General features: G+C 66.7%; 24 protein-coding genes. 11 read left to right on the forward strand and 13 right to left on the reverse strand.

What is annotated here, in order from left to right; translation table 11 throughout:
- Positions 1-85 precede the first annotated feature (85 nt).
- Both ACTRWB_RS22465 and ACTRWB_RS22470 read left to right on the forward strand, forming a co-directional pair.
- Positions 86-577: a peptidylprolyl isomerase gene (locus ACTRWB_RS22465; protein WP_048248715.1), complete on the forward strand. Its 492-nt coding sequence runs from the start codon at positions 86-88 to the stop codon at positions 575-577.
- Between the two features lie 27 nt (positions 578-604).
- Positions 605-1,405: a UDP-2,3-diacylglucosamine diphosphatase gene (locus tag ACTRWB_RS22470; RefSeq protein ID WP_419684365.1), complete on the forward strand. Its 801-nt coding sequence runs from the start codon at positions 605-607 to the stop codon at positions 1,403-1,405.
- A gap of 48 nt (positions 1,406-1,453) precedes the next feature.
- Here ACTRWB_RS22470 and cysE read toward each other — a convergent pair whose 3' ends face one another.
- Entirely contained in the window at positions 1,454-2,227 is a 774-nt protein-coding gene (gene cysE / locus ACTRWB_RS22475; RefSeq protein WP_446903249.1) for a serine O-acetyltransferase, read from the reverse strand.
- Positions 2,228-2,526: 299 nt separating this feature from the next.
- Complete coding sequence (locus ACTRWB_RS22480) at positions 2,527-3,363, reverse strand: RNA methyltransferase (RefSeq protein WP_446903250.1); 837 nt, start codon at positions 3,361-3,363, stop codon at positions 2,527-2,529.
- A gap of 235 nt (positions 3,364-3,598) precedes the next feature.
- Here ACTRWB_RS22480 and ACTRWB_RS22485 point away from each other — a divergent pair, with 235 nt between their 5' ends.
- The 4 genes from ACTRWB_RS22485 (at position 3,599) to ACTRWB_RS22500 (ending at position 10,631) form a co-directional block, all read left to right on the forward strand.
- Positions 3,599-4,402 carry an inositol monophosphatase family protein gene (locus tag ACTRWB_RS22485; RefSeq protein WP_048248720.1) on the forward strand — a complete coding sequence of 268 codons (804 nt, stop codon included), beginning with the start codon at positions 3,599-3,601 and terminating at the stop codon, positions 4,400-4,402.
- A 487-nt stretch (positions 4,403-4,889) separates the two neighbouring features.
- Positions 4,890-6,512, forward strand: a complete 1,623-nt coding sequence (locus tag ACTRWB_RS22490) for an NAD(P)/FAD-dependent oxidoreductase (RefSeq protein ID WP_446903315.1) — start codon at positions 4,890-4,892, stop codon at positions 6,510-6,512.
- 209 nt (positions 6,513-6,721) lie between these two features.
- Positions 6,722-9,379: a DNA mismatch repair protein MutS gene (gene mutS / locus ACTRWB_RS22495; RefSeq protein WP_446903251.1), complete on the forward strand. Its 2,658-nt coding sequence runs from the start codon at positions 6,722-6,724 to the stop codon at positions 9,377-9,379.
- Positions 9,360-10,631 (forward strand): hypothetical protein, encoded by a 1,272-nt coding sequence (locus ACTRWB_RS22500; RefSeq protein WP_205704363.1) that lies wholly within the window; start codon positions 9,360-9,362, stop codon positions 10,629-10,631. Before mutS ends, ACTRWB_RS22500 begins: the two co-directional genes overlap by 20 nt.
- Here ACTRWB_RS22500 and ACTRWB_RS22505 read toward each other — a convergent pair.
- Entirely contained in the window at positions 10,611-11,153 is a 543-nt protein-coding gene (locus ACTRWB_RS22505; RefSeq protein WP_048248723.1) for an FKBP-type peptidyl-prolyl cis-trans isomerase, read from the reverse strand. The genes ACTRWB_RS22500 and ACTRWB_RS22505 overlap by 21 nt on opposite strands.
- 32 nt (positions 11,154-11,185) lie before the next feature.
- Between ACTRWB_RS22505 and ACTRWB_RS22510 the strand changes: the two genes are divergently transcribed.
- Genes ACTRWB_RS22510 through ACTRWB_RS22520 form a run of 3 tightly spaced genes read left to right on the forward strand, consistent with a single transcriptional unit; the run spans position 11,186 to position 12,901 of the window.
- A complete protein-coding gene (locus ACTRWB_RS22510; protein WP_343494643.1) occupies positions 11,186-12,406 on the forward strand; it encodes a cupin domain-containing protein in 1,221 nt (406 codons plus the stop codon).
- A 56-nt stretch (positions 12,407-12,462) separates the two neighbouring features.
- A complete protein-coding gene (locus tag ACTRWB_RS22515) occupies positions 12,463-12,708 on the forward strand; it encodes a hypothetical protein (RefSeq protein ID WP_075122947.1) in 246 nt (81 codons plus the stop codon).
- Positions 12,638-12,901, forward strand: a complete 264-nt coding sequence (locus tag ACTRWB_RS22520) for a hypothetical protein (protein WP_034195863.1) — start codon at positions 12,638-12,640, stop codon at positions 12,899-12,901. Before ACTRWB_RS22515 ends, ACTRWB_RS22520 begins: the two co-directional genes overlap by 71 nt.
- 114 nt (positions 12,902-13,015) lie before the next feature.
- Here the strand turns inward: ACTRWB_RS22520 and ACTRWB_RS22525 are convergent, their stop codons facing one another.
- The 10 genes from ACTRWB_RS22525 to ACTRWB_RS22570 form a co-directional block, all read right to left on the reverse strand.
- The gene (locus tag ACTRWB_RS22525) at positions 13,016-13,792 is read right to left on the reverse strand and encodes an MBL fold metallo-hydrolase (protein ID WP_446903252.1); all 777 of its coding nucleotides are present in this window, start codon (positions 13,790-13,792) and stop codon (positions 13,016-13,018) included.
- 4 nt (positions 13,793-13,796) lie between these two features.
- On the reverse strand, positions 13,797-14,942 hold the full coding sequence (gene bamC, locus ACTRWB_RS22530) for an outer membrane protein assembly factor BamC (RefSeq protein WP_193098673.1): 1,146 nt from the start codon (positions 14,940-14,942) through the stop codon (positions 13,797-13,799).
- 111 nt (positions 14,943-15,053) lie between these two features.
- Positions 15,054-15,959 (reverse strand): 4-hydroxy-tetrahydrodipicolinate synthase, encoded by a 906-nt coding sequence (dapA, locus tag ACTRWB_RS22535; RefSeq protein WP_048248727.1) that lies wholly within the window; start codon positions 15,957-15,959, stop codon positions 15,054-15,056.
- Between the two features lie 48 nt (positions 15,960-16,007).
- Positions 16,008-16,610: a class I SAM-dependent methyltransferase gene (locus ACTRWB_RS22540; protein ID WP_412021570.1), complete on the reverse strand. Its 603-nt coding sequence runs from the start codon at positions 16,608-16,610 to the stop codon at positions 16,008-16,010.
- Between the two features lie 5 nt (positions 16,611-16,615).
- Complete coding sequence (locus ACTRWB_RS22545; RefSeq protein WP_048248731.1) at positions 16,616-17,818, reverse strand: tryptophan--tRNA ligase; 1,203 nt, start codon at positions 17,816-17,818, stop codon at positions 16,616-16,618.
- A gap of 8 nt (positions 17,819-17,826) precedes the next feature.
- On the reverse strand, positions 17,827-18,489 hold the full coding sequence (locus tag ACTRWB_RS22550; protein WP_048248732.1) for a site-2 protease family protein: 663 nt from the start codon (positions 18,487-18,489) through the stop codon (positions 17,827-17,829).
- A 47-nt stretch (positions 18,490-18,536) separates the two neighbouring features.
- A complete protein-coding gene (locus tag ACTRWB_RS22555; RefSeq protein ID WP_129512480.1) occupies positions 18,537-19,169 on the reverse strand; it encodes an L-threonylcarbamoyladenylate synthase in 633 nt (210 codons plus the stop codon).
- 71 nt (positions 19,170-19,240) lie between these two features.
- Entirely contained in the window at positions 19,241-20,071 is an 831-nt protein-coding gene (locus ACTRWB_RS22560) for a 3',5'-nucleoside bisphosphate phosphatase (RefSeq protein ID WP_193098675.1), read from the reverse strand.
- Between the two features lie 82 nt (positions 20,072-20,153).
- Positions 20,154-21,044, reverse strand: a complete 891-nt coding sequence (locus tag ACTRWB_RS22565; RefSeq protein ID WP_446903253.1) for an alpha/beta fold hydrolase — start codon at positions 21,042-21,044, stop codon at positions 20,154-20,156.
- 199 nt (positions 21,045-21,243) lie between these two features.
- Entirely contained in the window at positions 21,244-22,110 is an 867-nt protein-coding gene (locus ACTRWB_RS22570) for a ferritin-like domain-containing protein (protein ID WP_446903254.1), read from the reverse strand.
- 143 nt (positions 22,111-22,253) lie between these two features.
- On the opposite strand from ACTRWB_RS22570, the gene ACTRWB_RS22575 reads away from it, so the two are divergent.
- Positions 22,254-22,778, forward strand: coding sequence for a gamma carbonic anhydrase family protein (locus ACTRWB_RS22575; protein WP_193098678.1), 525 nt, complete (start codon positions 22,254-22,256; stop codon positions 22,776-22,778).
- A 25-nt stretch (positions 22,779-22,803) separates the two neighbouring features.
- Positions 22,804-23,754 carry an Hsp33 family molecular chaperone HslO gene (gene hslO, locus ACTRWB_RS22580; RefSeq protein ID WP_129512485.1) on the forward strand — a complete coding sequence of 317 codons (951 nt, stop codon included), beginning with the start codon at positions 22,804-22,806 and terminating at the stop codon, positions 23,752-23,754.
- Positions 23,755-23,796 lie beyond the last annotated feature (42 nt).

Genomic DNA, 23,796 nt, shown 5'->3' on the forward strand with positions numbered 1-23,796 from the left:
CCTGCCGGCACGTCCGGCGACTCACGCGGCCGCGTCGCACGACCGGCCGCGTGCCATTTAAACCGCCTCATCGAAGGAATTCATCATGGTTGAACTGCATACGAACCACGGCGTGATCAAGCTCGAGCTCGACGCCGAGAAGGCACCGAAGACGGTCGAGAACTTTCTGAACTACGTGAAGAAGGGCCACTACGACGGCACCGTGTTCCATCGCGTGATCAAAGGCTTCATGATCCAGGGCGGCGGCTTCGAGCCGGGCCTGAAGCAGAAGCCGACCGACGCGCCGATCGACAACGAGGCGAACAACGGCCTGAAGAACGACAACTACACGGTCGCGATGGCGCGCACGAACGATCCGCACTCGGCAACCGCCCAGTTCTTCATCAACGTGAACGACAACGACTTCCTGAACCACTCGTCGCCGACGCCGCAGGGCTGGGGCTACGCGGTGTTCGGCAAGGTCGTCGAAGGCCAGGACGTGGTCGACAAGATCAAGGGCGTCAAGACGGGTAACGCTGGTTTCCACCAGGACGTGCCGGCCGACGACGTCGTGATCGAAAAGGCCGTCGTGGTCTGACGCGCAGCAAGTTACGGAGGCACTTCGATGTTGCAGGAGAGTCCGCCGCGAAGCGTCTCCGCGGGCGTGCCGGGCGAGCGCGAGTACGCGCAAGCCGCACGCCCGTTCCTGTTTCTCTCCGATCTGCACCTGAGCGAAGCGATTCCGAAGACGGTCGCCGCTTTCGAGCATTTCGTGAAATACACCGCCGACAGCGCCGACTCGGTGTTCATCCTCGGCGACCTGTTCGAATACTGGATCGGCGACGACATACTCGACGACGATCCGTTTGCGGCACGCATGGCCGCGCTGATGCACACGTTCTCGGAGCGCGGGATCGCGCTGTACGTGATGCACGGCAACCGCGATTTCCTGCTCGGCCGGCGCTTCATGAAGGCAGCCGGCGCGATGCTGTTGCCCGACCCTTCACTGATCATGGCGTTCGGCCAACGCATCGTGCTCGCGCACGGCGACGCGCAATGCACGGCCGACCGCGGCTATCAGGTGTTCCGCCGCTTTGCACGCAATCGGGCCGCGCAATGGCTGTTTCTCGCGTGGCCGCTGCGCTGGCGCCGCGCGCTCGCGCAGCGCATGCGTTCGAACAGCGAAGCGGGCCGGATGCGCCCTGCTTCGGCGATCTACGATGTCACGCGCGAAGGCGTGGCCGCGCTGTTCCGGAAAAGCCGCGCGGCCGTGATCATTCACGGCCACACGCACCGACCTGCGCACCACGCGGAACCGGGTGGCATCCGCTGGGTACTGCCCGACTGGGATCTCGATCACGGCACGCCGCGCGGCGGCTACCTGCGCGTCGACGCGGAAGGCATCCACGCGATGCCGCTCGACTGACGCTGCGGCTGCCGTCGCACTGACCGGCAACAGTCGGCGTTCATTTCATTACGTCTGGCGCTCGACCGCCTTGCCTTCCAGCACCGCCGACAGCCTGCGCAGGTCGAGGCGCGCCGCATCGGCGCCTTGCAGCGTTTCCAGATGCGTACCGAGCCGCTCCAGCGCCGCGACGATTTCGTCGACACGGCGGCTTTCCTTCGCCGCGTGGTCGATCAGGCCGTGAATCGCGAGCGACATCGGATCGTCCGCGTTCGGCGTGATCCCGTACGCGCAGAACGCCGCGCGTTCGGGCTGCGGCTTCGGCTGCGCCGGCATCACGATGCGCGCCGGATTGCCGACCGCCGTCCCGCCCGCCGGCACCGGCTTCACGACGACCGCGTTCGAACCGATCTTCGCGCCCGCGCCGACCGTGAAACCACCGAGCACCTTCGCGCCCGCGCCGACGATCACGCCGGCCTCGAGCGTCGGGTGGCGCTTCGCGCCGCGCGTGAGCGACGTGCCGCCCAGCGTCACGCCCTGGTAGATCGTGCAGTCGTCGCCGATGATCGCCGTTTCGCCGATCACGACACCCATGCCGTGATCGATGAACACGCGCCGGCCGATCGTCGCGCCGGGGTGGATTTCGATACCCGTCAGGAACCGCCCGGCCTGCGACGCGAAACGCGCGAGCCAGTAGCGCCTCGCACGCCAGCATGCGTGCGCGAAACGGTGCAGCACGAGCGCATGCAGCCCCGGATAACAGGTCAGCACTTCCCAGGCACTGCGAGCGGCGGGATCCCGCTCGCGAATCGTTGCAACGTCTTCGCGCAGTCTCGTGAACATGATCTGATCGGGGGAAAAAGCCGGCGCGCACCGCCGGCAATGACCGGCCGTTATCGCACCGGGTAATTTGCTTATGACGTCCGGCGATTGTAGGGCCAGTCGCGCACGGCCGCACGAGGCCGCGCGTTCACCCCGCCGGCGGCGCGGGTATTCGGGCGGGAGGCTTGCTGCTGCGGTGCTCGCGGGATATTCGGCCGGGCGCAACGCTCCCGATCCAGCGCGTCCATTCCGGCGGCCGACGCCATGCCGGGCGGTCGGGAAGCGATGTTTGAACGCCCGGTTGCCGGTACGCCAACCGCTTACGCGTCGCCGTCGGGCTTGCCCGATTTCAGCAGGATGTGCTTCGCGACACCGCGCAGGATATTGACCTCCTCGCGCTCGAGGCCGGTGCGCGCGAACAGGCGCCGCAGCCGCGGCATCAGTTTCTTCGGATTGCGCGGGTCGAGGAAATCGAGTGCGATCAACGCATTCTCGAGATGCACGTACATCCGCTCGATCTCGTCGCTCTGCGCGAGCGTGCCGACCTCGGCCGACGGTTGCGCAGACGGCTCGCTCGCCTGCTCGAGAAATGCGACGCGCAGTTCGTACGCGAGCACTTGCACGGCCTGTGCCAGGTTCAGCGAACTGTAGGCCGGGTTCGCCGGGATATGCGCGAGCGCGCTGCACTGCTCGACATGCTCGTTCGCGAGACCGGTGCGCTCGTTGCCGAACACGAGCGCGATGTCGCCCGTGCCGACCTGCGCGCACGCTTGCGTGGCGGCCGCGCGCGGCGCGAGGCGCGGCGGGCCGTATTCGCGCGTGCGTGCGGTCAGCGCGATCGACCAGTGGACGCCGGACAGCGCGTCGCCGAGCGTCGGCACGACGTGCGCGGACGCGAGGACGTCGTCCGCGCCGCTGGCCATTGCGATCGCCTCGGGGTCGCTCTGCACGTGCGGCACGCGCGGCGCGACCAGCACGAGACGCGAGAAGCCCATCGTCTTCAGCGCGCGGGCGGCCGCCCCGACATTGCCGGGATGGCTCGGCTCGACGAGCACGAAGCGGGTTGACGTAAAGCCGCCGGACGGCGCGGCGGTGTTCTGCGGGGTTTCCACTACGATACGACTCGGTTCATCAGAATGGCAGTATGGTATCGCCATCGCCCCCGCAAACCCACTCGTCCGGACGGCCAGTGGGGGTTTCCCCGCATTCCGGTCGCCTGAAACCGCCGAAAATCGGGTAAAATCATGCCTTTACGCGTCGCACACCGTGCGGCGCGGGTCGTACCCCGTTCTTTGTCAATTCGCGTCTCATCTCGCCCGGCACGCTTGCGCCGTTCCGGGCGGTTGTTCCACTTCGTGGCGGCCCGTGCCGCCGGCTACAGGATCCAGGCTCATGCATCCCATGCTCAATATCGCTGTCAAGGCTGCGCGCCGCGCCGGACAGATCATCAATCGCGCGTCGCTCGATCTCGACCTGATCGAGATCCGCAAGAAGCAGCAGAACGACTTCGTCACCGAAGTGGACAAGGCCGCCGAAGAGGCGATCATCGAGACGCTGAAGACCGCCTACCCCGACCACGCGATCCTCGCGGAAGAATCGGGCGAATCGGAGAACGAATCCGAATTCAAGTGGATCATCGATCCGCTCGACGGCACGACCAACTTCATCCACGGCTTCCCGTACTACTGCGTATCGATCGCGCTCGAGCACAAGGGCGTCGTCACGCAGGCCGTCGTCTACGATCCGAACAAGAACGACCTGTTCACGGCCACGCGTGGCCGCGGCGCGTACCTGAACGACCGCCGTATCCGCGTCGGCCGCCGCGACCGCCTGTCGGATGCGCTGGTCGGCACCGGCTTCCCGTTCCGCGAAAAGGACGGCCTCGACGCATACGCGCGCCTCTTCACCGAAATGACGCAGGCCTGCACGGGCCTGCGCCGCCCGGGCGCGGCAGCGCTCGATCTCGCGAACGTCGCGGCCGGTCGCCTCGACGCATTCTTCGAGCAAGGCATCAACGTGTGGGACATGGCGGCGGGCAGCCTGCTGATCACCGAGGCCGGCGGCCTCGTCGGCAACTACACGGGCGACGCCGATTTCCTGCATCGTCATGAGATCGTCGCCGCGAACCCGAAGATCTACGCGCAGATGATTCCGATCCTGAACCGCTACAGCCGCGTGCATCCGGCAGCGGAGTAATCGCCGCCCGCACCGCCGGTGCGGCGCGCTTCGACGGCCCGTGTCCGCTTCGTGCGGCACGGGCCGTTGGCAAAGGGGTGCCGCGTGCTTTGCATGCCGCTACCGCCCTTTTCCCTGACGGCCGGATTTGTGCGTGGCATCGATATCGATGTGCTATGTTGACCAGCATGAACGACAAGGGCGGCTATGCCCGCCTGGCGTGGCTTTCGCACCGACCGCCCGCCGGCACCGTCATGATGGAGCGACTTTCGCATCCCGATGGTTCGGCGGCGGAAAACCTTCCCCGCACAAGGGGCGCTTCATGCTCCCGTCCTGAAGTTGCCCGCGTTGTCCGGCCTGGTCAGTGTGCAGCCCCTCGTGCAGCTTGTTCCAGCGATGAATGGTTCGCGTCCGAGATGCCCGCGCGGCGAACAACGCCGCCACCAGCATGCCGGCCCCGCCTGTTTCAACACCGCCACGACGTCGTGGCGACAGCATCCGAGTACCCATGTTACGGCTAAGCGAAGTTAAACTCCCCCTCGACCATCCCGAAAGCGCGCTCGAAGCCGCGATTCGCGCGCGTCTCGCGGACCTTGGCGTGCCGGCAGACGGGCTCCTCCGTTACACCGTGTTCCGCCGTGCGCACGATGCGCGCAAGCGCTCGGACATCAAGCTGACGTACATCGTCGATGTCGAAGTCAAGGACGAAGCAGCCGCGCTCAAGCGACTCGCCGGCACCCCGCATTGCAGCGTGACGCCCGACATGGCGTACCACTTTGTCGCGAAGGCCCCCGAGCACACTGCTTTCCTGCGCCCGGTCGTCATCGGCATGGGGCCGTGCGGCCTGTTTGCAGGACTGATCCTCGCGCAAATGGGCTTCCGTCCCATCATCCTCGAACGCGGCAAGGCCGTGCGCGAGCGCACCAAGGACACCTTCGGCCTGTGGCGCAAGAGCGTACTCAACCCCGAATCCAACGTGCAGTTCGGCGAAGGCGGGGCCGGGACGTTCTCCGACGGCAAGCTGTACAGCCAGATCAAGGACCCGAACCACTACGGCCGCAAGGTGCTGGACGAATTCGTCAAGGCGGGCGCGCCGGAAGACATCCTGTATTTGAGCCGGCCGCACATCGGCACGTTCCGCCTCGTCAGCATGGTGGAGAAAATGCGCGCGTCGATCCACGAACTGGGTGGTGAAGTGCGTTTCGAAACCCGCGTCGACGACATCGAAATCGATCAGGGCAAGGTGCGCTCGCTCAAGCTCTCGAACGGGGAAACGCTCCAGTGCGACCACGTGGTGCTCGCGGTGGGCCACAGCGCGCGCGATACGTTCCAGATGCTGCACGATCGCGGCGTGTATATCGAAGCCAAGCCGTTTTCGCTGGGTTTTCGCATCGAACATCCGCAGGGGCTGATCGATCGCAGCCGCTTCGGCAAGTTTGCGGGCCACAAGCAACTCGGCGCGGCCGACTACAAGGTGGTCCACCACAGCAGCAATGGGCGTGCGGTCTACAGCTTCTGCATGTGCCCGGGCGGCACGGTGGTCGCGGCGACCTCCGAGCCGGGCCGCGTGGTCACCAACGGCATGAGCCAGTATTCGCGGGCCGAGCGCAACGCGAATGCGGGCATCGTCGTCGGCATCACGCCGGAAGACTATCCCGGCGGCCCACTGGCGGGTATTGCGTTCCAGCGCAAATGGGAAGAACGCGCCTTCGAACTCGGCGGCGGAGATTACTGCGCACCGGGCCAGCTGGTCGGGGATTTCATCGCAGGCCGGCCGTCAACGTCGCTGGGCTCCGTGGAGCCGTCGTACAAGCCTGGCGTGCGGCCGACCGATCTCAGCACCGCGCTCCCGGACTACGTGATCGAAGCAATCCGTGAAGCACTCCCCGAGATCGATAAAAAGATCGCGGGCTTCGCGATGCACGATGCCGTGCTCACCGGCGTGGAGACGCGCACTTCGTCACCGATCCGGGTTCGACGCAAGGACGACTACCAGAGCATGAACGTCGAAGGCCTGTATCCGGCCGGCGAAGGTGCGGGGTATGCGGGTGGCATCTATTCGGCAGCCATCGACGGTATCGAAGTCGCGCAAGCGGTGGCACTCAGCATGACGTCGACACACGCGTCCTGAGGCGCGGGACAGGATCGGTGCGCGACGGACCGTGAGCCGAGCGAAGCCGACTGTCGATTGTCTGCCCGCGAACGGGATCGAATCACCGTATAGGGCCGCCAGCCGCCGGACGCAATGTCCGACGGCTGGCCAAACGGCGAACTTCGCACTTGCAGGTCGGGGCCACTGGTAAACTCGGGCAACCAAAGCAACAACTTCATGCCTGACCTATGACCACGCTGTCGCCCGAAGCCTTCGCCGGCCATACTCCAATGATGCAGCAGTACCTGCGCATCAAGGCCGATCATCCCGACACGCTTGTCTTCTACCGGATGGGCGACTTTTACGAGCTGTTCTTCGAAGACGCGGAAAAGGCCTCGCGCCTGCTCGACCTGACCCTCACGCAGCGCGGCGCATCGGCCGGCACGCCGATCAAGATGGCCGGCGTGCCGCATCACGCGGTCGAGCAATATCTCGCGAAGCTCGTGAAGATGGGCGAGTCGGTCGCGATCTGCGAGCAGATCGGCGATCCGGCCACGTCGAAGGGCCCGGTCGAGCGCAAGGTCGTGCGTGTCGTCACGCCCGGCACGCTGACCGATGCCGCGCTGCTGTCCGACAAGAACGACGTCTACCTGCTCGCGATGTGCACGGGCCACAACAAGCGCGGCGTCGCGGTCAACATCGGCCTCGCGTGGCTGAACCTCGCAAGCGGCGCGCTGCGGCTCACCGAAATCGAACCCGAGCAGCTCGGCGCCGCGCTCGAGCGCATCCGGCCGGCCGAAATCCTGACGGCGGACGGCGCGACCGACGCCGTGCCGGCTGGCACGGGGGCAACCAAGCGCGTGCCGGCGTGGCACTTCGACATCGCGTCGGGCACGCAGCGCCTGTGCGACCAGCTCGATGTCGCGAGCCTCGACGGTTTCGGCGCGCATTCGCTGACGAGCGCGTGCGGTGCGGCCGGCGCGCTGCTGCTCTACGCAGCGGCCACGCAAGGCCAGCAACTGCGGCACGTGCGCAGCCTGAAGGTCGAGAACGAAACCGAATTCATCGGGCTCGATCCGGCGACGCGCCGCAACCTCGAACTGACCGAGACGCTGCGTGGCACCGAATCGCCGACGCTGTATTCACTGCTCGACACCTGCTGCACGACGATGGGCAGCCGCCTGCTGCGCCACTGGCTGCATCACCCGCCGCGTGCGTCGGTCGCCGCGCAGTCGCGGCAGCAGGCAATCGGCGCGCTGCTCGATGCGCCGGCGAACGCGAGCCTCGATGCGCTGCGCAGTGCACTGCGCCAGATCGCCGACGTCGAACGGATCACCGGGCGTCTCGCGCTGCTGTCCGCACGCCCGCGCGACCTGTCGAGCCTGCGCGACACGTTCGCCGCGTTGCCGGCGCTGCGCGAGCGCATCAGCGCGATCGTCGCGAATGCGGACGCGCTCACCCGCGTCGACGCGGCGCTCGCGCCGCCCGCCGAATGCCTCGACCTGCTGACGAGCGCGATTGCGCCCGAGCCGGCCGCGATGGTGCGCGACGGCGGCGTGATCGCACGCGGCTACGACGCCGAGCTTGACGAGCTGCGCGACATCTCCGAGAACTGCGGGCAGTTCCTGATCGATCTCGAAGCGCGCGAGCGCGCGCGCACCGGCATTGCCAACCTGCGCGTCGAATACAACAAGGTGCACGGCTTCTACATCGAGGTCACGCGCGGCCAGACCGACAAGGTGCCCGACGATTACCGCCGTCGCCAGACGCTGAAGAACGCCGAGCGCTACATCACGCCCGAACTGAAGACCTTCGAGGACAAGGCGTTGTCCGCGCAGGAGCGCGCGCTGGCGCGCGAACGCGCACTGTATGACGCGGTGCTGCAGGCGTTGCTGCCGTTCATCCCCGAGTGCCAGCGCGTCGCGTCGGCGCTCGCCGAGCTCGACCTGCTCGCCGCATTCGCCGAGCGGGCCCGTGCGCTCGACTGGGTCGCGCCGACCTTCACCGATGAGATCGGCATCGACATCGAACAGGGCCGCCACCCGGTCGTCGAAGCGCAGGTCGAACAGTTCATCGCGAACGACTGCCGGTTCGGCACCGAGCGCAAGCTGCTGCTGATCACCGGCCCGAACATGGGCGGTAAATCGACGTTCATGCGGCAGACCGCGCTGATCGCGCTGATGGCATACGTCGGCAGCTACGTGCCGGCCAGGTCGGCATGTTTCGGCCCGATCGACCGGATCTTCACGCGCATCGGTGCGGCCGACGATCTCGCGGGCGGCCGCTCGACGTTCATGGTCGAGATGACCGAGGCCGCGGCGATCCTCAACGACGCGACGCCGCAAAGTCTCGTGCTGATGGACGAGATCGGCCGCGGCACGTCGACGTTCGACGGCCTCGCGCTTGCGTGGGCCATCGCGCGCCACCTGCTTGCGCACAACACCTGCTACACGCTGTTCGCAACGCACTACTTCGAGCTGACGCAACTGCCGGCCGAATTCCCGCAAGCAGCCAACGTCCACCTGTCGGCCGTCGAGCACGGCCACGGCATCGTGTTCCTGCACGCGGTCAACGAAGGCCCGGCGAACCAGAGTTACGGTCTGCAGGTCGCGCAGCTCGCGGGTGTTCCGGCGCCCGTGATCCGCGCCGCGCGCAAGCACCTCGCCTATCTCGAACAGCAGTCGGCCACGCAGCACACGCCGCAACTCGACCTGTTCAGCGCGCAGCCGGCGATCGCCGACGATCTCGAATGCGCGGACGCACCGGCGCGGCCCGACACGCCGCATCCGGCGCTCGAAAAACTGCGCGACATCGACCCCGACGATCTCAAGCCGCGCGAGGCGCTCGACCTGCTGTACGAACTGCGCACGCTGGTCCGGTCGTACGATGCCGACGGGCTCGCGTAAGCGCATCCCGCAGGGCCTGACGGCCCGCGCCGCCGCCGCGCTCGTCGCGGCGGTGCTCGCGCTCGCGCAGGCCGGCGCGCTGGCTGCGCCGCCGAAGCGCACCACCGCGCCCTACTCGTTCGCGGTCGTGTCGGGCGTCATCAACGTACCGGCGGACGAACCGGCCGCGCAGCGGCTGCTCGATTCGATCGCGCGCGAGCGCAACCTCGCGTTCGTCGTCTATGCGGGCGATCTCAAGGGCTCGAAGGAAGCGTGCCGCGATGCGCTGTATTCGCAGCGCGGCGCGATCCTGGACGCGGCACGCGTGCCGCTCGTGTTCATTCCCGGCCACGACGACTGGATAACGTGCAATACGGCGGCCGGCGGCGGCTACGATCCGGTCGAACGGCTCGACTTCCTGCGGCAGACGCTGCTCGCCGATTCGGCGTTGCCTGACCCGGGCGCACTGCAGATCACGCGGGAAAGCGAAGTCGCACGGTTCCGGCCGTATCGCGAGAACGCACGCTGGATGCGCGACGACATCGTCTATGTCGCGCTCAACGCGCCGGCGCCGAACAACCATTTCCTGACGGCCGGCGGCCGCAACGGCGAATTCGAGGATCGCGTCATCGCGAACGGTTTCTGGATCGACCACGCGGCCGAATACGCGAAGCGGCGCGAAGCGCGCGCGATGGTGGTGATTTTCGAAGGCGATCCGCAGTTCGAGCGCTACGAACGCGCGGAGCGCTTCGCATGGCTGCGTTTCAACCGGCCGCGCGTGCGCGACGGCTTCCGTGAACTGAAACGAACGCTGGTGAAGGCGGCGGCGACGTTCCGCGGCCCGATACTGGTGATGCACGCGAGCGGCGAACCACTTGCGAACGGCTTTCTGATCGATCGTCCGCTGCGAGCCGACGACGGTGAACTGATCGGAAACGTGACGCGCGTCGCGATCGGACCGCGCCATCCGGCAAATCAGTGGGTAAAGGTGAGTGTGTCGCCGGCGAAGCAGACCATCTTCAACGTGAGCCTGCAGGAGGTGCCGAAGAACCTGCCGGTGCCGCCTGCGCTGCCGCTCGTGCCGCACGACGATGTCCCGCTGCCGCAGATGCCGGAAATTCCCGCGTTGCCGGCGCTGCCCGACTCGTCGTCGGTCGCGCCGCCACTGCAGGGCGACGGCGCCGCACCCGGCGGCGCGTCGTGGCCTGCGCCGCCCCCTGCATCGGGGCCGGCGCCCGGCCTGCCTGCAAGCTCAGTGCAGGGTGCGCCCTGACGGCGACTCGCCGTCTTCCTCTTCGTCCTCGTCGACGATTTCAAGCCCTTCCGCGCCATGCGCGTGCTCATGCTCGATTTCGTCTTCGGTGGCTTCGCGAACGTCCTGCACCGTGAGTGCGAAACGCAGCGCCATGCCGGCCAACGGGTGATTGCCGTCGAGCACGACCTTGTCGTCGGCGATGTCGGTGACCGTATAGATCAGCGAATCGACGTCCTCGTCACCGTCTTCCGGCGTGCCTTCGAACTGCATGCCCACTTCGATCGGCTCGGGAAAACGATCGCGCGGCTCGATCTTCACGAGTTCGGGATCGTAGTCGCCGAACGCGTCCTGCGGCTCGAGCTGCACTTGTGCCTGGTAACCCGGTTCCTGGCCGTCGAGTTGTTCCTCGATCTTGGGGAACGTGCCATCATAGCCGCCGTGCAGATAGACCATCGGCTCGTCGCTTTCCTCGATCAGATTGCCCTGTGCATCCGACAGCTTGTAAGTGACCGACACGACGGTGTTTTTTGCGATTTTCATCCAATTCTCCCAAATACAAGTCTCATTATACGATGCGCAACCGGTCTCAAGCCGAACCGCGGGATGCCGCTGCCGCCCCGCTCGGCGCGCCGCCTTCCGATCTTCCCACACCGCTGCTCGGCGGTCTCACGCCGGCGCAGTTCATGCGCGACTACTGGCAGAAAAAACCGCTCCTGATCCGCCAGGCGATCCCCGGCGTTGCGTCGCCGGTCACGCGCGATGCGCTGTTCGAGCTGGCAGCGGACTATGACGCGGAATCGCGGCTGATCACCCATTTTCGTAACAAGTGGCAACTAGCCCACGGTCCGTTCGAGCCGGACTCGCTGCCTGCCGTCACGCGCAAGGCCTGGACCCTGCTTGTGCAGGGGCTCGACCTGCATGTCGATGCGGCACGCGCGTTGCTCGACCGGTTCCGCTTCATCCCGGACGCGCGCCTGGACGACCTGATGATCTCGTATGCGACGGACGGCGGCGGCGTCGGCCCGCACTTCGATTCATATGACGTATTTCTGCTGCAGGTCGAAGGCCGGCGCCGCTGGCGCGTCGGTGCGCAGAAGGACCTGTCGCTGCAGCCGGACGTGCCGCTGAAGATCCTCGAAAACTTCGAGCCGAGCGACGAATGGGTGCTGGAGGCCGGCGACATGCTGTACCTGCCGCCGCACATCGCGCACGACGGCGTCGCCGAAGGCGAATGCATGACCTGCTCGATCGGCTTCCGGGCCCCTTCCGCAGGCGAACTGGGCGCCCAGTTCCTGTACTATCTCGCGGAGCGCGGCGGCCTGCGCGACGGGTGCGGCGACGACCTCTACCGCGATCCGAAGCAGCCGGCCGTCGACACGCCCGCGCAGTTGCCTCCGGCCATGGTCGAACGCGTCGCCGAGATCGTCGACGCCATCCGCTGGCGCAAACGTGACGTCGCCGAATTCCTCGGTTGTTACCTGAGCGAGCCCAAGCCGAACGTCGTATTCGACCCGCCGGCGCGCCCGCTGTCCGAGGCCGCGTTCGTTGCGCAAGCGTCGCGCCGTGGCGTGTGTCTCGACAGAAGGGCCGCATTGATGTATAACGCGCGCTCGTACTTCATTAATGGCGAGGAAGGACCACTCGAGCATGCCGAGGAATGGCTGCCCGAACTGGCCAATCAACGCCAGATGGAGGCGAAACGGTTTGTAACACTATCCCGGGCTCCCTCGATGACAGCTTTATTGCACGAGTGGTATCGTGCGGGCTGGATACGGGTCGGGGACCGGAATTAGTGTGAGTCGCCCCGTATGCCCATACGGATCAAATTCTGTATGGGAAAGACAACGTATTGACCCCGCATTTGTCGACGGTCGATAGGAAAGTGCATATAATTTCCGCCCAAGCCGTAGGGAAGATTCACGCTCTAGAAGTGCATCTCCACCAGCGGCCCAGGTCGGTGTTGGAGCACATTACCGGTATTGTTTCGCGCTGTTGCTTACCTTTAACCATAAAAGGACGTGATCATGAAGAAATCCCTCCTCGTAGCTTCCCTGTTGGCTGCTGTTGCACTGGCTGCTTGCAACAAGAGCGCTGATCAAGCTGCTTCGTCGGCTGCAAGCGACGCGGCTGCTGCCGCTTCGACGGCTGCTTCGGCAGTTGCTGGTGCTGCGAGCGATGCTGCTGCTGCTGCTTCGTCGGCAACGGCTGCTGCGAGCGACGCTGCTGCTGCAGTGGCGTCGGCTGCTTCGGCAGCGACGGCTGCTCCGGCTTCGGGCGCAAGCCAGTAAGCCTCAGCATTCAGCTGAAAAAAAACCGGCCCGAGGGCCGGTTTTTTTACGTCTGCCGTTTGCGGATCGAGCGCCCGGCAGTCGTACCGGGCCGCCGCAGCGGCCCTGCCCCGCTCATCCGAGCGTCAGCCAGTCGAACCCCGCGTCCTGCGTGGCGACGATCACATCCTCCCCGCTCGTCCCCAGCACGCCGGCAAACGCCTGGCGGGCCAGTTCCGGCAGGTTGTTCTGCTGGCTCAGGTGCGCCGCCACCAGGTGCTTGAGGCGGCTGCGTTCGAGCGATGCGAGGATGTCGGCCGCCGCGTCGTTGCTCAGGTGACCGTGGTTGCCGCCGATGCGCGCCTTCAGCGACTGCGGATAGCGGCTCGCGGCCAGCATCGCGGTGTCGTGGTTGGATTCGAGCACCAGCGCGTCACAGCCGCTCAGGACGGCCGTGATGTGCGGCGTGGCCATCCCGACGTCGGTCAGCACGCCGAGCCGGCGGCAGCCGTCCATAAAGACGAACTGGAGCGGCTCCCGAGCGTCGTGAGGGACCGTATAGGGCATCACGGCCAGATCGCGTATCGCGGCCGTCTCGTCGCCCCACAGCACGTGGAGATCGACATCGGCCTCGTCCGCGCCTACCGCGCGCGCGGTGCCCCAGCTCATGTAGAGCGGCAACGACGCACGCCGGGCAAGCGTCAACGCGCTGCCGACATGGTCGCTGTGTTCATGGGTGATGAGGATCGCATCGAGATCGTCGATGCAGAGATTCAGTCGGCCGAGACGGCGCTCGACCTCCTTGGCGGAAAAGCCGCAGTCGAGCAGCACGCGGGTGGTCGTCGTGCCGCTCGAGGCCTCGACGACCAGCGCGTTGCCTTCGCTGCCGCTTCCGAGGCTGGCGAATCGCACGCGCTCAGTTCAGCTGCGCGTGGAGCAGCGAAATGATCCGCTGCGCGTCCGACGAGTTGTCGACCTGGCCGTCTGCGCCGACCACCGCGACCTGCGTGCCGCCGCTGCCTTGCGCGCGCACGTTGACCATGAATTCCTTGCCCGGCTTCGCGGCCGACGGGCCGCCGTAGAACAGCTTGCCGAACAGGCCGTCGCGCTTGAGCTCTTCCATCGAATTCGCATAGCGCACGGTGTACACACCCTTCTCGCGGTCGCGATTGTCGACCGTGAAGTTGGTACGGTCGAGCGCAAGGCCCACGCGCAGCCACGCACGGTCGAACGATTCAGCCAGCTGCAGCGTCGCGGCACCGCTGCTGGTATCGCTGACCTGCGCCGGTGCCGTCGCGGGATGCGCATCGGTCAGCAGTTGCTTCGCCTGCGCGTCGGTCAGGCCGAACTTCTGCATCAGCTTCGACAGGAACACGGCTTCGAGCACCGGGTTGCGCGGACGCTCTTCCCAGCGCGACGACGTGCCGCCCTGCGGACCGACCATCATTTCTTCCATCGCGCTGTGCGTGATCGAGATGTCGGTGTTGCCGTCCGACGTGCGGTTCACGAGCGTACGGAAGCGGTCGCGCGTGCCGGACGAGTACGCGAAATCGATGACCTTGCCGATCGTGCGGCGGAACCAGTCGTCGGGAATGTTCGCGCGGTTTTCAGCCCAGTCGGTGGCCATGATGCCCGTCGACGGTGCATCGGTCTTCAGCGAGAAGCCGTTCTCCTGCCAGAACTCCTTCAGGATCGGCCACAGCTGCTCGGGCGTCCGGCCATCGACGACGAGCCAGCGGCGATCGCCGTCGCGCTCGATGTGCATGCCGAGCGGATCCTGCGCGCTCGGGATGCCGTCGGTCGCGTTGCCGGCCTGCGTCGTGACCCGCGGCGGCAGCGTGCCGAGCCCCGCGTTGGTCGGCGGCGCGACGAACTGCTGGGTCGTCGGCACCGGCTTCAGGTCGCTCGGCACCGCGAGCGGCGGCGCCGAACCGGTGTTCTTGTAGTTGACCCGGTCGGGGGCCAGATAGTCGTTCAGCGTATCGCAGCCAGCGAGCGCGCCCAGCGCCAGCGCCACCACCGACATCTGGATGGCGCGAGAGGAAAAGGCGAAACGTTTCATGAAATCCTTCGTCTTGCTAGAACGCTCGTCAGGAGCGGCGCCGGACGGAGCCGGCCGGTGCGGGTTGATCAGGGGTCGAGCCGGCGGCCGCAGGACGCGGCCGCCTCGGCATCAGGCGAGGACGCCGGCCTCGACAAGGGCCGAACGCACGGCATCGTGGCAGCGCTCGTCGAGCGCCGTGAGCGGCAACCGGATGCCGCCCTGCATCTTGCCCATCGCCTGCAGCGCCCACTTCACCGGGATCGGGTTCGCCTCGATGAACAGGTTCTTGTGCAGCGACAGCAGCTTCATGTGCAACTCGCGGGCCGTCTTCACGTCGCCGGCCAGCGCAGCGCGGCACAGCTCGCTCATCGCGCGCGGCGCGACGTTCGCCGTCACCGAGATGTTGCCGTGGCCGCCGAGCAGCATCAGCGCGATCGCGGTCGGATCGTCGCCGCTGTAGATCGCGAAATGCTTCGGCGCCGCCTTGATCAGCTGCGCGGCGCGATCGATGTTGCCGGTCGCTTCCTTCACGCCGATGATGCCCGGCACCTGCGCGAGGCGCAGCGTCGTCTCGTTCGCCATGTCGGCGACCGTGCGACCCGGCACGTTGTACAGGATCACCGGCAGATCGACCGCTTCGGCGATCGTCTTGAAGTGACGGTACATGCCTTCCTGCGTCGGCTTGTTGTAGTACGGCACGACCTGCAGCGTCGCGTCCGCACCGACAGCCTTCGCGTGTTTCGTCAGCTCGATCGCCTCGGCGGTCGAGTTGCCGCCCGCGCCCGCGATGATCGGGATGCGTTTCGCCGCATGCTCGACCGCCGTGCGGATCATCAGGATGTGCTCTTCGACGTTGAGCGTTGCCGACTCGCCGCTCGTACCGACCACGACCAGCGCATCGGTGCCTTCCGCGATGTGCCAGTCGATCAGTTTGCGAAACGCCGGCAGGTCGAGACTGCCGTCTTCGAGCATCGGGGTGACGATCGCGGGGATGCTGCCGCGGATTTGAATGCCGTCTTGGGTGCCGTTAGCCATGAAACGCGATTGAGATTATGTACCGGTAAACATTGTGATTGTAGCGGATTAGCCGGGCAGTTCGTAACGTGGAATTCCCGCCCCCGCCTTCGGGGTCGCGCCCTCGCGCACCGCGCAGAGACGCTGGACAAACGCCTCGCGCGGCGCGGCAACGAAACCGTCCTCGTACGCAACCACCCGCAGGCGGCCATGCACGGCGTCCAGCAACTCGCCCGGGGCGAGCAGGAACGCGGGGTTGGACGGTTTCCCGACCGTTTCGTTTCCTTGCGCGAAGGTTTCGTAGATCAGCACGCCGCCCGGCGCCACCGCATCGAGCAGATGGGGCCAGAGCGGACGATGCAGATAATGGGTGACGATCACGGCCGAATACCGCTCGCCGGCCGGTAGCGGCCACGGCGCGCCTTCGAGGTCGGCGTCGCGGGCATCGACGCCCGGGATCGCCCGCAACGCAGCCAGCGCGGCCGGATCGCGATCGAGCGCGACGACCGGGTGCCCGTGCGACGCGAACCAGCGCGCATGGCGGCCGCCGCCCGCGGCAACGTCAAGCACCGCACCGCCCGCCGGAACGAGCCGCGACCATTGCGCGACCCAGCGCGACGGCTCGGCCTGGGCGACGTGGCCGCCCGCGGCGGCGATGACGGATGCGCTCATCGGGATCAGTTGTACGACAGGCCCATCGCGTCACGCACGTCGCGCATCGTTTCCGTCGCGTACTTGCGCGCCTTGTCGCAACCGTCCGCGACGATCGCGCGCAGCAGCGACGGATCGTCCATGTACTTCTGCGCGCGCTCGAGCATCGGCTGTTGCTCGCGCAGGATGCCTTCGACGACCGGCTGCTTGCAGTCGAGGCAGCCGATGCCTGCCGAACGGCAGCCCTTCTGCACCCACTCGTGCGTCGCTTCGTCCGTATAGACCTGGTGCAGCTGCCACACCGGGCACTTGTCGGGATCGCCCGGATCGGTGCGGCGCACACGCGCGGGATCGGTCGGCATCGTGCGGACCTTCTTCGTGATCGTCTCGGCGTCTTCACGCAGGCCGATCGTGTTGCCGTACGATTTGGACATCTTCTGCCCGTCGAGGCCCGGCATCCGGGACGCTTCGGTCAGGAGCGCCTGCGGCTCGACCAGGATGATCTTGCGCGCGCCTTCGAGATAGCCGAACAGGCGTTCGCGGTCGCTCATCGACAGGCTCTGCGATTCCTGCAGCATCGCGCGCGCCTGTTCGAGCGCCTCGTCGTCGCCCTCCTGCTGATACGCGTTGCGCAGTTCGTGATAGAGCTTCGCGCGCTTGCCGCCGAGCTTCTTCGCCGCGTCGAGCGCCTTCTCCTCGAAGCCGGGCTCGCGGCCGTACAGGTAGTTGAAGCGGCGCGCGATCTCGCGGGTCATCTCGACGTGCGGCACCTGATCCTCACCGACCGGCACGAGCGAGCCGCGATACAGCAGGATGTCGGCCGCCATCAGCACCGGGTAGCCGAGGAAGCCGTAGGTCGACAGGTCCTTGTCCTTCAGCTTCTCCATCTGCTCCTTGTAGGTCGGCACGCGTTCGAGCCAGCCGAGCGGCGTGCTCATGCCGAGCAGCAGCGCCAGCTCGGCATGCTCGGGCACCTTGCTCTGGATGAACAGCGTCGCCTGTGCCGGATCGATGCCGGACGCGAGCCAGTCGATCAGCACGTCCCACACGTTCTTCTCGATGACCTCGGGCGTCTCGTAGTGCGTCGTCAGCGCATGCCAGTCGACGACGCAGAAAAAGCACGGGTACTCGGACTGCAGCTTCACCCAGTTTTTCAGCACGCCGTGGTAATGGCCGAGGTGCAGCGACCCGGTGGGTCGCATGCCGGAGAAAATACGTTCTGGGAACATGATTGTCGTTAGAAAAGCGAGGCGAAGGGAGACAGGATGGCGCTCAGGACGGCGTAGCCGACATTGACGAGCGGGCGCAGCCAGAAGTTCGTCAGCACGCCCGTCGCGACCAGCACGAGGACGATGATGAAACCGTACGGCTCGATGCGCGACAGCGCGATCGATTGCTTCGGCGGCAGCAGCGCCGCCAGGATGCGGCCGCCGTCGAGCGGCGGCAGCGGAAACAGGTTCAGCACGCCGAGCACGAGGTTCGCGCTGACGCCGGCAAACGCCATCCGCGTGAAGAACGGCTCGTCGACGCCGACGGCGGGCAGCACGAGGGTCAGCAGGCCCCAGACCAGCGCCTGCACGAAATTGCAGGCCGGGCCCGCGAGCGCGACCCACAGGCTGCCCCAGCGCGGATCGCGCAGGTTGCCGAACGAAACCGGCACCGGCTTCGCATAACCGAACAGGAACGCGCCGCCCGTCAGGAAATACATCGCGAGCGGAATCGCGATCGTGCCGATCGGATCGATGTGGCGCATCGGATTGAACGACACGCGCCCCATCATGTAGGCGGTGTTGTCGCCGAGCAGGCGGGCGGCGTAGCCGTGCGCGGCCTCGTGCAGCGTGATCGCGAAGATCACGGGCAGCGCGTAGACGGCGATGGTCTGTATCAGGGAAGCATCCATATCGCGTTATTGTAACAAGCGCACTCGCGCAAAAAAGGACGGCGCGCTTACGCGGCCGAGAGTCCGAACGGTTCGAGGGCGCCGCGCCCCGCGCGCACGAGTTCCGGCTCGTCGCCGGTCAGGTCGATCACCGTCGACGGCTCGCGCGGGCATGCGCCGCCGTCGATCACGAGGTCGACCTGTTTCTCGAGCCGCGCACGGATGTCGTCGGGATCGTTGAGCGGCTCGTCGTCCGGCGGCAGGATCAGCGTCGTGCCGAGCAGCGGCTGGCCGAGCGACTCCAGCAACGCGAGCGTGATCGCGTGATCGGGCACGCGCAGCCCGATCGTCTTGCGCGACGGGTGCGACAGCCGGCGCGGCACTTCCTTCGTCGCCTGCAGGATGAAGACGTACGGGCCCGGCGTCACCGACTTGATCTGCCGGTACTGGCGGTTGTCGACCATCGCGAAGTTGGCGAGCTCGGACAGGTCGCGCACGAGCAGCGACAGGTGCTGCTTCTCGTCGAGGCCGCGAATCCGGCGCACGCGCTCGACCGCATCCTTGTCGTCGAGATGGCACGCGAGCGCATAACTCGAATCGGTCGGCATCGCGATCACGCCGCCCTTGCTGACGATCTCCACGGCCTGCTTGATCAGGCGCGGCTGCGGATTATCCGGATGAATCCTGAAGAACTGGGACATGGGGACACGTAAAGAGGGAGGAATCGGATGCGCAGTCGGCGGCGATACGGGCGGCGGGCAGCCGCCCGGCGTCACAGCCAGCGTTCCCAGACCGGCGTCAGGTCGGGCGGCAACGGCGGCAAGCCGCCGAGTTCGACACGGCCCTCGCCCGGTGCATGGAAATCCGAGCCGCGCGACACTTCGAAGCCGAAGCGGCGCGCAACGTCCGCGTATTCGCGGTACTGGTCGGGCGTGTGGCTACCCGTGACGACCTCGATCGCGCGGCCGCCCAAATCGATGAACTCGCCGAAGAACGCGTCGAATTCGACGGGCGAATAGCGGTAACGGCCCGGATGCGCGACCACCGCTTCGCCGCCCGCCGCGCGAATCCACGCGACCGCATCGGACAGTGCTGCCCAGCGATGCGGGACGAACCCGGGCTTGCCGTCGCCGAGCAGGCGGTCGAACACGTCGGACGTCGATTCGGCGTGACCGTTCTCGACGAGAAAGCGCGCGAAATGCGTGCGCGAGATCAGATCGGGATTCGATACGTACTTGAGCGCGCCGTCGTACGCGCCGGGAATGCCGAGCGTCGCGAGCTGCGCGCCGATCGCCACCGCGCGGGCCGCACGGCCGTGACGCGTGCGGTACAGGCCGTCGACGAGCGCCGGGTTCGCGGGATCGATGTTCAGGCCGACGATGTGCACGGTACGCGACGCCCACGTGACCGAAATCTCGACGCCGCTCAGGTAGCGCATGCCGAGCGCTTCCGCCTCGCTGCGCGCCACCGCCTGACCGCCGATCTCGTCGTGGTCGGTCAGCGCCCACAGGGTCACGCCGCCGGCATGGGCGCGGCGCGCAACGTCGGCAGGCGACAGCAACCCGTCGGAAACATTCGAATGGCAGTGGAGATCAGCGTTCATTGTTGGCATGGCAGGTAAGGCTTCATTCTACTGCAACGCGGCAATCGCGCCGCTCGCCTGCCCCGCCGCTGCCGTCGCGCGCTTACGCGCAGAACGCCTCGATCAGCGCCGCGATCTGCTCGGGCTGGTCGTGATGCACCATGTGGCCGGCATCCTCGACGAGCTTCTCGCGCCAGTCGGGAAACGCGTTGAAACGCGCCTTGAATTCGTGTAGCGGGATGTCGCCGGCGATGTGCGCGAGCGTCGGCGAATTGACGGCCTCGACGTGCAGCACCTTCGCACGCACCTGCGTCCAGGTGGCCATCACTTCGTCCAGCCGGTAAAGCAGCGGGCCAGGCATCTTGTGCGCGGGGTCGGCCAGCAGGTGATAAAGGCCATCATCGCCGCGCTTCGACCAGTGCGCGGCGAGGAACGCAGCGCGGTGCGGATCGAGCCGTGGATTGGTCTTGGTCAGGCGCGCCGCCACTTCGTCGAGGGACGCATAAGCGCGCAGCGCGGGGGGCTCGCGCAACTCGTCCAGCCAGCCGCGCAATCGGCGCGGCGCCTGCTCGGCTCGTGCTGGCGCGAGCCCGAAACCCTCGAGGTCGACCACGCGCCGCACGCGCTCCGGCCGCGCGCCGGCATACAGGCACACGACGTTCGCGCCCATGCTGTGCCCGACCAGGTTGACTTCGCCGGTCGGCGCATAGTGGTCGACGAGCGCATCGAGGTCGCTCAGGTATTCGTGGAACCAGTAGTGGCCGCCTCCCTGCCGCGCGACCGGCCAGTCGGACAGCCCGAAGCCGCGCGCATCGGGTGCGATCACCTGCCAGTCGCCCGCCAGCGCATCGACGACGAACTGGAACGACGCCGCAACGTCCATCCAGCCGTGCAGCATGAACAGCGTCGGCGCATCGGGGCGCCCCCAGCGCCGCACATGCAGCCGGACGCCGCGCACCAGGACGAAATCGGAAACGGAACTCGAGGCACTCATTGCAGTCGCCAGAAAAAAGAATGGTCGTTCGATTATAGCGGCGGCGCCTCCGTTCCGGCGGCCGGCAATCGAGGCACCGCTCTAGCGGCGCGGTCACTCAACGGCCCGCCGGGCGGGCCGGCTGACCGACCGGGAAACGCCGCCAGCCACGCGCGCGCGTCGGCCGGCGGCAAACGAATCGCAGCCGAACACGAACCGGCTAACGCGCCGCTTTTCCGTCAACGCCGTCTGCCCCGTCCTGCGCGGCCAGCTCGTCGAGTTCGGCCTGCTCGAATCCGGCATCGCGACGCGCATCGAAATTGAACGGACCGCGCAGCCGCGGCGCATGGTATTGCTCGGCGAGCTGCCGGTAGGCCGGCACCGGATCGCGGCCGGCTTCGTCGCACAGATGCCGGAACCAGCGGTTGCCGATCGCGACATGGCCGATCTCGTCGCGCAGGATCACGTCGAGGATCGCGGCCGACGCGTCGTCGCCCGCCTGCACGAGCCGCGCGCGGATCGGCGGCGACGCATCCAGCCCGCGGGCCTCGAGCGTGCGCGGCACGAGCGCCATGCGCGCGAGCACGTCACCCTTGGTCCGCTCGCACATCTCCCACAGCCCGTTGTGCGCGGGAAAATCGCCGTACGCATGGCCGAATGCCGCCAGCCGGTCGGACAGCAGCGTGAAGTGATAAGCCTCCTCGGCCGCCACCTTCAGCCAGTCCGCATAAAACGCATCGGGCAGGCCCGGAAAGCGCCAGACCGCGTCGAGCGCCAGGTTGATCGCGTTGAATTCGATATGGGCGAGCGCGTGCAGCAGCACCGCGCGCCCTTCGGGCGAACGCATGCTGCGTCGCTCGAGCTGGCGCGGCTCGACGAGCGTCGGACGCGCCGGACGTCCGGGCAGATCGGCCGGTTCGCGCAGTTCGAGCGACGGTGCGATCGCGGCGCGCCCGGCCAGCAGCGCGTCGTACAACGCGCGCACTTGCGCGGCCTTGGCCGCGGGTTCGGCGACACGCAGCGCGTCGAGCGCGGTACCGCGCACGCAGGCTGGCGCATTGCCGAAAGAAGAAGACTCCATGCTCATAAACGGGGACACCCTGCATGCGCGTCGCGGGAGCGCACGCACGCGACGGTTTACAATATGCGATTGTTCCGCGGCGTAATGCGCCGGGCAAACCAGACGCGCCATTCTACCGGCGCCCATCATCGAAGAGACAAGGAGACTCCGTGACGATCTACAAGCTGGGCGATACGGCCCCGACGATCCACGAAAGCGTATTCGTCGCCGATACGGCGGCCATCATCGGCAAGGTCGTGCTCGAGGAAAACGCGAGCGTCTGGTTCGGCGCGACGATTCGCGGCGACAACGAGCAGATTGCCGTGGGCGCCGGCAGCAACGTCCAGGAAGGCGCGGTACTGCACACGGACCCCGGCTTTCCGCTGACGATTGCCGAAAACGTGACGATCGGGCACCAGGCCATGCTGCACGGCTGCACGATCGGCGAAGGTTCGCTGATCGGTATTCAGGCGGTGGTCTTGAATGGAGCGGTCATCGGCCGCAACTGTCTGGTTGGCGCCGGCGCGGTCGTGACGGAAGGCAAGACGTTCCCGGATAATTCGCTGATTCTCGGCGCACCGGCGAAAGTCGTGCGCGAGCTGTCGGCCGAAGACATCGCGCGGCTGCGCACGAACGCGAAGACGTACGTCGAGCGGCGTGCGCATTTCAAGGAGCAACTCGTGCGGATCGGGTGATTCGCACGGTTTTCAAGGAAGAAGAGTGAGCGACCAGTTACAGAAATTCATGTTCAATGCGGCGCCCGTGCGCGGCGAGATCGTTTCGCTGCGCAATACGTGGCAGGAAGTGCTCTCCCGCCGCGACTACCCTGCCCCCGTGCGCACGGTGCTCGGCGAGATGATGGCCGCGTGCGCGCTGCTGTCCGCGAACCTGAAATTTCACGGCACCCTGATCATGCAGATCTTCGGCGACGGGCCGGTCCAGATGCTGGTCGTCCAGTGCAGCTCGGATCTGTCGATGCGGGCCACCGCGAAGTTCTCCGGCGATACGGCGCAGACGATCGGCGACGACATGAGTTTCGCGTCGCTCGTCAACGCGAGCGGTCACGGCCGCTGCGTGATCACGCTCGACCCGGCCGACAAGCTGCCGGGCCAGCAGCCGTACCAGGGCATCGTGCCGCTGAACGGCGTCGACGGCCCGCTCGAATCGGTGTCGCAGGTGCTCGAGCATTACATGCATCACTCCGAGCAGCTCGACACGCGGCTGTGGCTCGCGGCCGATCGCGACCGTGCGGTCGGCATGCTGTTGCAGAAGCTGCCTGGCGACGGCGGCATCGTGCCGCGCAACGCCGAAACCGATCTCGACACGTGGGAGCGTGTCTGCGCGCTCGGCGGCACGCTGTCCGCGCAGGAACTGCTCGAAGTCGAACCGGAAGTCGTGTTCCGCCGGCTGTTCTGGCAGGAGAACGTGCAGCACTTCGAACCGGCCGGCACGCGCTTCCAGTGCTCGTGCTCGCGCGAGAAGGTCGCTGCGATGCTGCGCATGCTCGGCCACGACGAAGTCGACAGCGTGATCGTCGAGCGCGGCCACGTCGAGATCCACTGCGAGTTCTGCAACCAGCGCTACGAGTTCGATCCCGTCGACGTCGCGCAGTTGTTCGCGACACCCGCGGTCGAGACCGGCATCGCGCCTGCGACCGACCAGCGTCACTGAGCGGCGCGCCCGCTGCCTGCCGTCCGGGCGCGGGCGCATAAT

Source organism: Burkholderia sp. YIM B11467 (assembly GCF_052952715.1).